The 10,860-nt window shown below is 70.9% G+C and carries 11 protein-coding genes; 9 read left to right on the plus strand and 2 right to left on the minus strand.

What is annotated here, in order from left to right; genetic code table 11:
* The 9 genes from HG543_RS46080 to HG543_RS46120 all read left to right on the plus strand — a co-directional run.
* Nucleotides 1–668: glycosyltransferase family 4 protein (locus HG543_RS46080; protein ID WP_169351335.1), on the plus strand; the 668-nt coding region annotated here is incomplete at its 5' end.
* Nucleotides 665–1,507 (plus strand): thioesterase II family protein, encoded by an 843-nt coding sequence (locus tag HG543_RS46085; RefSeq protein WP_169351336.1) that lies wholly within the window; start codon nt 665–667, stop codon nt 1,505–1,507. The genes HG543_RS46080 and HG543_RS46085, both read left to right, overlap by 4 nt.
* Nucleotides 1,504–1,830 (plus strand): hypothetical protein, encoded by a 327-nt coding sequence (locus HG543_RS46090; protein ID WP_169351337.1) that lies wholly within the window; start codon nt 1,504–1,506, stop codon nt 1,828–1,830. The genes HG543_RS46085 and HG543_RS46090 overlap by 4 nt, the downstream gene beginning before the upstream one ends.
* Nucleotides 1,831–1,847: 17 nt before the next feature.
* Entirely contained in the window at nt 1,848–2,717 is an 870-nt protein-coding gene (locus HG543_RS46095) for a cupin-like domain-containing protein (RefSeq protein ID WP_169351338.1), read from the plus strand.
* A gap of 138 nt (nt 2,718–2,855) precedes the next feature.
* On the plus strand, nt 2,856–3,539 hold the full coding sequence (locus HG543_RS46100; protein WP_169351339.1) for a glutathione S-transferase: 684 nt from the start codon (nt 2,856–2,858) through the stop codon (nt 3,537–3,539).
* A 24-nt stretch (nt 3,540–3,563) separates the two neighbouring features.
* Entirely contained in the window at nt 3,564–4,616 is a 1,053-nt protein-coding gene (locus HG543_RS46105; protein ID WP_169351340.1) for a hypothetical protein, read from the plus strand.
* A gap of 137 nt (nt 4,617–4,753) precedes the next feature.
* Entirely contained in the window at nt 4,754–6,394 is a 1,641-nt protein-coding gene (locus HG543_RS46110) for a cyclic peptide export ABC transporter (protein WP_169351341.1), read from the plus strand.
* 45 nt (nt 6,395–6,439) lie between these two features.
* Nucleotides 6,440–7,564 (plus strand): tRNA nucleotidyltransferase/poly(A) polymerase-related protein, encoded by a 1,125-nt coding sequence (locus HG543_RS46115; protein ID WP_169351342.1) that lies wholly within the window; start codon nt 6,440–6,442, stop codon nt 7,562–7,564.
* Nucleotides 7,565–7,617: 53 nt separating this feature from the next.
* A complete protein-coding gene (locus HG543_RS46120) occupies nt 7,618–8,493 on the plus strand; it encodes a class I SAM-dependent methyltransferase (protein ID WP_169351343.1) in 876 nt (291 codons plus the stop codon).
* 9 nt (nt 8,494–8,502) lie between these two features.
* Here the strand turns inward: HG543_RS46120 and HG543_RS46125 are convergent, their stop codons facing one another.
* Both HG543_RS46125 and HG543_RS46130 read right to left on the minus strand, forming a co-directional pair.
* Entirely contained in the window at nt 8,503–9,237 is a 735-nt protein-coding gene (locus tag HG543_RS46125; RefSeq protein WP_169351344.1) for an amino acid ABC transporter ATP-binding protein, read from the minus strand.
* A gap of 8 nt (nt 9,238–9,245) precedes the next feature.
* On the minus strand, nt 9,246–10,709 hold the full coding sequence (locus tag HG543_RS46130) for an ABC transporter permease subunit (RefSeq protein ID WP_169351345.1): 1,464 nt from the start codon (nt 10,707–10,709) through the stop codon (nt 9,246–9,248).
* Between the last annotated feature and the right edge of the window lie 151 nt (nt 10,710–10,860).

Here is a 10,860-nt window from a genome sequence, read left to right on the forward strand (position 1 = left end):
ACGCGAAGCTGCGCGCCACGGTGGCTCCGCCCGACGCGCCCGTCGTCCTCTACACCGGCCGGCTCCACCCGCAGAAGGGCATCACCGCCATCTTCGCCGCCGCGGAGCGCGTGCTTGCCCGGCGCCCGGACACCCGCTTCCTCCTGGCGGGCGGCACCGACTCGCGCGAGTCCACGCAGATGGTGCACGACCTGTCCCGCCGCTACGCGCACCTGCTGCCCCGCGTGAAGCTGCTGGGCAAGCTGCCGCGCCAGCAGCTGGGCCTGCTGCACCGCATCTCGGACGTGGCGCTGGTGCCCTCGCTGTACGAGCCCTTCGGTTACACCGCCATCGAGGCCATGTCCTCCGGGCTGCCGCTGGTGGCCACGCGCGCGGGCGGCCCCGAGGAAATCGTCGCGCACGGGGAGACGGGCCTGCTCGTCCCGGTGCACCCCACCTCGCAGGGAGAGTTGCGCGAGGTGGACGTGGAGGCCTTCGCCGCCGCGCAGCTGTCGCTGCTGGAGGACCGCGAGCGCGCCCGCCGCATGGGCGAGGCCGGCCAGCGGCGCGTCCTGGAGCTGTTCACCGTGGAGAAGATGGTCGCCGACAACCTCGCCCTCTACCAACGGCTGCTGGAAGCCCCCGGCGCCAGCGTGTCCACGCCCGTCCATCAGGAGGCCGCGTCATGAGAATCGTCCCCTCCGCCATCCACGTCCCCGTCGCGCCCCCCGCGAAGGCGGACCCCTGGCTGGCCTTCCACGTCCCCCAGCCCCGGGCCTGGGCCCGGCTGTTCTGCCTGCCCCACGCGGGCGGCAGCGCGTCGCTGTTCCGCACCTGGCAGGCGGAGCTGGGGCCCGAGCTGGAGGTCTGCCCCGTGCAGCTGCCCGGCCGGGAGAACCGGCTGCAAGAGCCGCCCCTGCGGGACCTGCCCTCCGTGGTGGAGCGGCTGGTGGAGCTCGTCCGGCGTCATGACGACAAGCCCTTCGCCCTGTTCGGCCACAGCATGGGCGGCCTGCTCGCCTTCGAGCTGACGCGCGCCCTGAGAGACCGCGGCCTGCCGCTGCCCCTCCACCTCTACGTGGCCAGCTACTGCGCGCCCCACACGCTGCGGCGCGCGCCCGACTGCAAGCACACGCACGACATCGACGCCGCCGACGCGCGGCGCATGGGCGCGGCGCTCGGCCTGCCCGAGGACATGTCCGAGGAGCTGCTGACGCTGATGCGCTCCACCGTGCTGGCCGACACCGCCGTGTGCGAGGGCTACACGTGGCGGCCGTGCCTGCCGCTGCCGTGTCCGCTGTCCGCCTTCCGTGGCAGCGAGGACTACGTGCCCGAGGACCAGACGCTGGCCTGGAAGGAGCTGACGTCCGGCCCCTTCGCCACCCAGTGCTTCCTGGGCGACCACTTCTTCCTGCGGCAGACGCCGCGCGGAATGCTGCAGACGGTGCGGCGGGGCCTCGCCCGGCTCCGCCCGCCCGTGCCCCTCGCGTCTTCCCTCCCCGCCTTCTCCAAGGAGTCCACCTCGTGAAATACCTCATCTACGTCAAGGACCGTACCTCCGGGCCCGCCCCGCAGGACCCCATCGCCCTCAACCGCGAGGTGGCGGCGTGGGTGGGCGCGCGCCTCAAGGACGGCACCATGGACTGTGCCTACTACGTGCTCCCGAAGATGGGGCTGTGTATCGTCAACGCGGACTCGCACGAGTCGCTGCTGACGCTGCTGCGCGAGTGGCCGTCCTTCGCGTTCCAGGAGTTCGAAATCCACATGCTGGCCGACGTGCGGCACGGCATCGACAACAACTTCGCCCGCCTGCAGCGCGAGGAAGCCAAGAAGGCCTCCGGGGCCGCTTGATTGGGGAGCGCCACACCATGAGCACCGCCACCGCCCAGCGCCTCCAGCAGGCGCCGCTCGTCCCGGAGCGCATGCCGGTCGACAACCGCCCCGGCTTCTTCGCCGCGCTCGAGGCCGACGACAAGCCCGTCATCCTCACCGGCGCCATGCGGGACTGGCCCGCCGAGCGGCAATGGACCTTCGACTGGTTCGCCCGCGAGTACGGCGACGTCAGCGCCCCCGTGGAGTGGCTCCAGTACGGCCGCCGCGCGTCCGGCGGCGTGGAGCGCGTGGGCCGCGTGCGCAACATGACGATTCGCGACTACGTGGCCCTGCTGAAGTCGTCGGAATCCGCCGAGGCGGGCTACCTCATCGGCAAGGACCTGTTCCAGCTCCAGCCGCGCCTGCGCGGTGACGTGAAGTTCTCCGAGTACGCGGTGGAGCGCCGCCTCACCGAGCAGCTCTTCTTCATGGGGCCGCGCGGCACCTTCACCCAGCTGCACATGGACCGCGCCCACAACCTCCATGCCGTCATGGTGGGCCGCAAGCAGTGGCAGCTCTACGCGCCGTCGCGCGAGGCGGAGCTGGACCCCATGAACCTGGACCACGTCTGGTCCGTGGTGAGTGGCCACGACCTCGTCCCCGGCGGAGGCAACCCGGACGCGCTGCCCGGCGGGTGCGTGCCCGACTATGACTTCGTCCTCGAGGCGGGGGAGATGCTCTACCTGCCCTACGGCTGGTGGCACCGCGTGTACACGGTGGAGACCGCCATCGCGACGAACTACTGGTGGTGGACCTGGCCCATGCTCGCGCGCATCGGCCCGCGGCTCATCCCCTCGCTCGCCTTCAGCGTCCTGGGCCGGATGCGCAAGCAATCCGTGCACGGCCGCCGCTTCCGCGAGCAATGAGGAAGGCCCTGTCGCGCAAATCCTCTCAGGTGCGTTGAGAAGGTTTGCCAGTTTTCGATGATTGATACCCATGTTACGTTGCAGGCACGGCTGGCCCTCTGGGGCCGCCGTCCCGCACCCTAAAGATCGACACCATCCATGAGCGCCGAATTGCCACTGCCACGCCTGTCGTATTTCCACGCCCGCGGTCTGGCGGAGAAGATCCGCCTGCTGCTCGCCGAGGCGGGAGTCGAGTACGAGTACCGCGACCTGGGTCTCTACGACGCGAAGGCGAAGGTGAAGACGCCGGAGTTCGAGGCCATCAAGGCCACGGGCATCCTGGCCTTCGACAAGGTCCCTCTCTGGGAGGAGACGGACGGGTTCTGCGTGGTGCAGAGCAAGGCCGTCCTCCGTCACATCGCGCGCACGCGGAACCTGTTCGGGGCGAATGACCGCGAGGCGACCGCCTGCGACATGATCATCGACAGCGTGGAGGAGGTGTCCGCGCGCGCCCTGGGCCTCACCTCGCTGGATCCGGACCAGCTCTCCGAGCAGCTGCCGCTGGTGCTGGGCGAGGAGCTGCCGAACTGGCTGCGCATGTTCGAGCGGTTCATCGCGAAGAACCACGGCGGCGAGGGCTTCTTCGTCGGCGACCGGGTGAGCGTGGCGGACACCATGGTGTTCGGCATGCTGGAGATGCTGGTGGACAACGGCCTCATGGAGGTCATCGAGTCCTACCCGCGCCTGCGCGCCTTCTTCACGCGGATGCAGCAGCGCCCCAACATCGCGCGCTGGCTGGCGGACCCGAAGCGCTTCCCTCCCGTGCAACTCCTGAACGGCTGAGCGAGCCCGAGGGGGAGACCGCAGATGAACGTTGGCCAGGCCATTCAACGCGCCAGGAGCTGGGTGGAGCAGCAGGCTCCCCGCATCCCCGGGTTCCACGGCGCCTTCCTCGCCGGGAGCCTGACTCGGATGGCGCCGGAGACCCCGCTGGAGCCGTGGCGGGACGTGGACGTGGTGATGCTCACCACCGACCGCGACGCCATCAAGGATGACCGGCTGGAGCTGGTCCACGACGGCCTCGTCCTGGAGTGCGCCGTGCTGGGGGACGAGCCGTTCCGCTCCCCGGAGCGCATCCTCGGCTCCGCGGAGTTCGCGGACAACCTGGCCGCCGGCGTCATCCTGGCGGACCCCACCGGGGAGCTGGGGCGGCTGCACCAGCGGGTGGCCGTGGAGCACTCGCGGCGTCAGTGGGTGCAGGCCCGGTGCGAGGACAACGCGCGGGTGGCCGCCAAGCGGCTGGCGCAGGCGCGAAAGGCGCTCGAGGCCGGGGAACTGCCCGCGGTCCTGATGCACTTCTACGTGGGCACGGTGATGATGATCAATCTCACCTCCATCTCCAACGCGAGCCCCCTGACGATGCGGCGCTGCTTCGTCCGCTCCGGGGAACTGCTGGAGGCCCAGGGCCAGGCGGACCTGCACGAGGAGGCGCTGGAGCTCATCGGCACCGCGCGGCTGACCCGCGGCGACACCGAGCGCTTCCTGTCGCACTTCGACGAGGCGTTCCGGATGGCCATCCAGGTGAAGCGCCAGCGGGTGCACTACGACTTCAAGTTCCGCGAGCACCTGCGGCCCTACTACGTGGATGGCACGCGGGAGATGATCGAGGCGGGGCGGCACCGCGAGGCCACCTTCTGGATCATCGGCTTCGCCTACCAGGCCTGGCTGGTGCTCCTGAACGACGCGCCGGAGGAGCTGCAGCAGCCGCACCTGGAGCGGCTGGTGGACTTCTTCCAGGCGCTGGACCTGCTGCCCACCACGGACTGGGAAGCGCGCCTGAACCGCTTCGAAGCCCTGCTCGCGAAGTTCTCCGCGGCCGCCACCGAGCGCATCCGCGACAATCCCGCGCTGACCGGCTGAGCCGCCGCTTCAGCCGGCCCGGGAGCGCGCCGTGCACCGTGTCCGGGTGCGCGGTTCGCCCTCCCGGGGCACTGGTTCGTACACCTCCGCCCCCCAAGCGGAGTCCTGAGTGCTCGGACGGCACACCCGGACGGCGGATGACCCTCTTCACCCTGTTGCTGCGCACCTCCCGGAAGCATTTCCTCCTGGCGGTGGTGCTGGGCCTGCTCTCGGGTCTGGCCAACGCGCGTCTCATCTCGCTCATCAACGAGGCCATCAGCGGCGACGCGACGGCCACCGGCCCGGGCCTGCCGCTGTTCGTCGCGGTGGTGTCCGTGGCGTTGGGCACGCGCCTGGCCTCGCAGATGGTGCTGGGCCGCCTGAACCATGGGACGCTGCACCGGCTGCGGGTGGGGCTGAGCCAGCAGGCGGTGAACGCGCCGCTCCGCGGGCTGGAACACCTGGGCGAGCACCGGCTCATGGGGGTGCTGAAGGAGGATGCGTTCACCATCTCCCAGGCGCTGGTGCAGGTGCCCACCATGTTCGTCAACGCCTCGCTCGTCACCGGCTGCCTGCTGTACCTGGGGTGGCTGTCCGGGCGGGCCTTCCTCGCCTTCGGGCTGGTGCTGGCGCTGGGGCTGACGGGGCTGATGTTCCTCCAGTCGCGCTCGCGCGACAGCCTGATGAAGGCGCGCGGCCGGCTCGACGAGATGTTCGGGCACTTCCGCGCGCTGTGGTCGGGCGCCAAGGAGCTGAAGCTGCACCGGCGGCGCGGCAAGGCCTTCATGAGCGACATGCTGGAGCCCACGTCGGGCTTCATCCGCGACATGCTGCTGCGCACCGCGGACGTCAACGCGGTGAGCACGGCGCTGGCCTCGCTGCTCGTCTTCGCCATCATCGGCCTGCTGCTGTTCGTGTTCCCCGCCTTCGGCGCGCTGGAGCGCTCCACCCTGGTGGGCTACACGCTGGTGGTGCTGTACCTGCAGCAGCCGCTGGACTCCATCATCAGCCTGACGCAGGCCGTGCTGCGCGCGGACGTGGCCATCCGCAACGTGGAGCGGCTGGGCATGGCGCTGACGGAGGGCGCCGAGCCGGCCGGGTCCGAGCGCCCCGAGCCCCAGGCGTTCCAGCGCCTGCGGCTGGCGGGCATCACCCACTCGTACCACCGCGAGAACGAGGACACGCGCTTCACGCTGGGGCCCATCCACCTGGAGCTCGTCCCGGGGGAGATTCTCTTCATCGTGGGCGGCAACGGCAGCGGCAAGACGACGCTGGCCAAGCTGCTCACCGGCCTCTACGCGCCGGAGTCCGGCGAGGTGCTCCTGGACGGCGAGCCCGTCACGGATACCACCCGCGGGCACTACCGGCAGCTCTTCTCCTCCGTCTTCTTCGACTTCCACCTCTTCGAGAACCTGCTGGGCCTGGCGGCGCCGGAGCTGGAGCCGCGCGCGCGGGGGCTGCTCACCCGCCTGCGGCTGGACCGCAAGGTGCGGCTGGAGGATGGCCGGCTGTCCACCACGAGCCTGTCCACGGGCCAGCGCAAGCGCCTGGCGCTGCTCACCGCGTACCTGGAGAACCGCCCCATCTACCTCTTCGACGAGTGGGCCGCGGACCAGGACCCGGTGTTCAAGGACGTCTTCTACCGGGAGCTGCTGCCGGAGCTGAAGCAGGCCGGCAAGACGGTGGTGGTCATCTCCCACGACGACCGGTACTTCTCCGTCGCGGACCGGCTGCTGCGGCTGGAGGACGGCCGCATCGTGGAGCCCGTCCCCGCGCCCGTGGTGCAGCGCGTGTCGTGATGGCCCCCGGCCGCGCCCCTCTCCCTTCCGCAACGAGGAATCCTCATGAGCACTCCCCTTTCCGCCGCTCCCCTGCAGGCGATTGACGCCTCCCGTATCGACCCCGACGCGCTGAACATCCTCCAGCGGCTGCACGAGCAGGGCCACACGGCGTACCTGGTCGGCGGCTGTGTCCGGGACCTGCTCGTGGGCCGGACGCCCAGGGACTTCGACGTCGCGACGAGCGCGACGCCGGGCCAGGTGCGCGCCCTCTTTTCCCAGAGCAGGGGCTTCGGCGGGCGCCGGTTCCTCGTGGTGCAGGTCCAGCTCGCCGGAGGGAAGGTCATCGAGGTGGGCCCGTTCCAGGCCCGGCCCGCGGTGGATGCGGCGGGGATGGATGCCGCCGTCATCAAGGACGAGGAGCTGGCGGAGCATCCGCACGAGGCCGGCACGCCGGAGCAGGACGCCCGCTCGCGCGACTTCACCGTCAACGCGCTCTTCTACGACGTGGCCGGCGGGCGGGTCATCGACCACGTGGACGGCCTGGCGGACCTCCGGGCGAACCGGCTGCGCACGATTGGCGACCCCGCGGCGCGCCTGCGGGAGAACCCCGGGATGATGGTGCGGGGCGTGCGCCTCGCCACGCGGCTGGGAATGGACATCGAGGAGGGCACCTGGGCGGTGATGGCGAGCGCCGGAGACGCACTGACCCGCGGCTCGCGCGGGCGCCTGCTCAGCGAGTCCCTGCGGGGCGTCAGCGCCGGCACCGGCGCGCGCTTCGTGCGCATGCTGTCCCGACTGGGCTGGCTCCCCGTGTTGCTGCCGCCCGTGGCCCGCTTCCTCGCGGAAGGACCGGAGCGGGAGCAGCGCTTCCTGGCCCACCTGGAGGCCATGGACCGGTACATCTCCACGGGTCAGCGGCTCAACGAGCTGGTGCTCGCCTGCGCGATGCTGCTGCCCATCACCGCCCCCGCCGGGGGCCTGCCCTCCCCCGACGCGATGGCCGCGGTGCTGGGGGAGCTGGTCCAGGGCGCGCCCGAGCTCGGCGCGCTGCCCCGGCATGGCCAGATGCTGACGGCCACCCTGCATCAGGTGGTGGCCTCCCCCGAGTCCGTCCCGGCGGGCAACCCGCTGCTGCCGGACGCGCGGCGCCTGGCGGCGCTCGTCACCGAGGTCTCCCGCGGCCAGTAGCCGGCGGTCTCAACGCATTCGAAGCAAGAGCCCAGCATCGAAAGGAGTCACACATGGACGGAGGCATGGACATCACGGCGAAGGTCTCTTCGCTGGCGACGCGGGTACAGGAGCTGTTGAAGTCTTCCGGACCCGAGGCGAACCCGGGCGTGGTCAGCTGGCTCAAGGAGGTGGAGTCCCTGCTGCCGCGGCTTTCGGACGGGGCCGCCATGAAGCTGGGCCCGCATGCGGCCTCGGTGGACAACCTCCGGCTCGCCGCGCGGAACGCGGTGCAGCACCTGCTGAAGGCACCCTGGCTCACCAGCGAGACGAAGTCGGAGCTGAGCGGATTCCTGGAGCGTGTCCCCGCGGCCCGCCAGGTGGGCAAGTACCGCTTCTCCTCGGACTGGATGTCGAAGTGCGAGGCGGACTGGAAGCAGGTGCTGGCGCCGCTGGCCGGCAAGCCCGGCGTCCAGGCGCTGGAGATTGGCAGCTTCGAGGGCCGCTCCGCCATCTGGCTGCTGGAGAACGTGCTCACCCACCCCACCAGCGGCCTCGTCTGCGTGGACCTGTTCGACAGCGACTACGTGAAGCTGTTCGACGAGAACATCGCCGCCAGCGGCGCGGCGGGCCGCGTGACGAAGCGGCCGGGCCGCTCCGGCGCCGTGCTGCGCACCTTGCCGCCGGAGCCCACGTACGACTTCATCTACGTGGACGGCTCCCACCGGGCCTTCGACGTGCTCGAGGACGCGGTGCTGAGCTGGCCGCTGCTCAAGCCGGGCGGGTGGATGATTTTCGACGACTACGGCATGGCCTCCGCGCAGCTCACCGGCCGCAGCAGCAACTCGCGCCCGGACATCGGCATCGACGCCTTCCTCAGCGCGGCGTTCGACCGGTTCGAGCTCATCAAGAAGGACTTCCAGCTCACCATCCGCAAGAACCTGGACTGAGGACCCGCTTCACCGCTTCAGCAGCCGCGAGAGGAACTCACGCGTGCGCGGGTGCTTCGGCTCGCGCAGCACCTCCTGGGGCGAGCCCTCCTCCACCACCTTGCCCGCGTCCATGAACAGCACGCGGTGGGCCACGTCCGCGGCGAAGCCCATCTCGTGCGTCACGACGCACATGGTCATCCCCTCGCGCGCCAGCTCGCGCATGACCTCCAACACCTCGCCCACCAGCTCCGGGTCCAGCGCGCTGGTGGGCTCGTCGAAGAGCATCACCTCCGGCTTCATCGCCAGCGCCCGCGCGATGGCCACGCGCTGCTGCTGACCGCCGGACAGCTGCGCGGGGAACGCGTCCGCCCGCGCCTCCATGTGCACCAGCGCCAGCGTGCGCCGCCCCAGCGCCTCCGCCTCCGCGTCCGCCATGCCCAGCACCTTGCGCGGCGCCAGCGTCACGTTCTGCAGCGCGCTCAGGTGCGGGAAGAGGTGGAAGCGCTGGAACACCATGCCCACGCGCCGGTGCAGCGCCTGGAGCGCCCTGGGCTCGTCCCGCACTGGCACGCCGCCCACCACCACCTCGCCCCCGGAGGGCACCTCCAGCCCGCACAGGCACCGCAGCAGCGTGGACTTTCCGCACCCGGACGGGCCCACGAAGACCACCACCTCGCCGGACTCCACCGTGAGGTCCACGCCCCGGAGGACCTCCAGCGCGCCGAAGCGCTTGTGCAGGTTGCGGACCTCGACGAGCGGCATGGGCTCCCTCAGTGCTGACGGTGCATGCGCCGCTCGAGCGCCGCGGCCAGCCGCGTCAGCGGCAGCGTGGCCACCAGGTAGAACACCGCCACCACGGGCCAGATGGCCAGCGGCGCCGCCAGCTGGCTCGCCAGCTCCTGCCCCGCCCGTGTCAGCTCCGCCATGCCGATGATGGACACCAGAGACGAGTCCTTCAGCAGCGCGATTCCCTCGTTCGTTAGCGGTGGCAGCACGTTGCGCACCGCCTGCGGGAGGATGACGAAGCGCATGGCCTGCGCCTGGCTCATGCCCAGCGCCCGCGCCGCCTCGGACTGGCCCGGGTCCACCGAGGCGATGCCCGCCCGGAAGATTTCCGCCACGTAGGCCGCGCTGTTCAGCGTCAGCGCCAACACCGCCGCCAGCATCGGCGCCAGGTCCACCCCCAACAGCTGCGGCAGCGCGTAGTAGATGAAGATGATTTGCACCAGCAACGGCGTGCCGCGCAGCCCCTCCACGTACCCCGCGCACAGCCAGGCCAGCGGCTTGAAGCGCACCCGCCGCCCCAGCGCGACGGCCAGCCCCAGCGGCAGTCCCGCCAGCAGCGCCAGCACGGTGAGCCCCAGCGTGAGCGCCAGCCCCTCCGCCAGCCGCGCCGCCACGCGCCCCCAGGGAATCCCCGTCGGTGGCGCGGGGGCCCGCTGCGCCGCCTCGCCGAAGTACTTCTCCTCCAGCGCGGCGAACCGGCCGCTCTCGCGCAGCCGCCGCAGCGCCCCGTTGACGGCCTCTCGCAGCGCGGTGTCCTCCGGCCGCATGGCGATGCCGTAGTGCTCCTCCGTCAGCATCCCCCCGGTGGTGCGCAGGCCCTTGAAGCCATGGGTGATGTAGTAGCGCACCGTGGGCGCGTCCCCCACGACGCCGTCCAGGTTGCCGTTGAGCAGGTCCTGCAGGGCCAGATCAATAGTCGGATACTGTCGTACCTGGATGTCAGGATGGTTGCGCAGCACCAGCGCGGCCGTGGTGTTGAGCTGGATGCCCGCCACCTTGCCTCGCAGGCTCTCCACGCCGGTGACGGACGTGTCCCCGGCCCGCACCGCCACAGTCTGCCCTGCGGTGTAGTACGGGTCCGAGAACCCCACGCGCTGCTGGCGCTCGGGCGTAATCGTGACGGCGGACATCACCAGGTCGAACTTGCCCGCCGTCAGCGCGGGAAAGACGCCGTCGAAGGAGGTGTTGGTCCACTCCACCTTCGCGCCCAGCTCCTCGGCGATGAGGCCCCCCAGCTCGATGTCGAAGCCCACCAGATCGCCGTCCCGGACGGACTCGAAGGGCGGGTACGTGGCATCCGTGCCGATGCGCAGCGTCCTCCCGCGCCAGTCGCCCTCGGGAGAGGGGCCGTCCTTCCGCCCGCACCCACACGCGAGCAACAGCCCCCACAGAAGGCCGAGCAGGGCCAACCCGAACGGCCGAAGGTGGAAGGGGCGGAAAAAGGCCATGGAAGCGCCCCGTGACATGGGCACCTTCCACCCCGGGTACAAGCGGCCACGCCCCTGGGTACAGGCGGATGCCCACCACGCAACTTCCGGCCGGCTTTGTCCGATACTTCGGGGCATGACGACCCCCATCAAAGGCCCCCGGGTCCAACCC

Source organism: Pyxidicoccus fallax, from assembly GCF_012933655.1.
GTDB classification, from domain to species: domain Bacteria; phylum Myxococcota; class Myxococcia; order Myxococcales; family Myxococcaceae; genus Myxococcus; species Myxococcus fallax.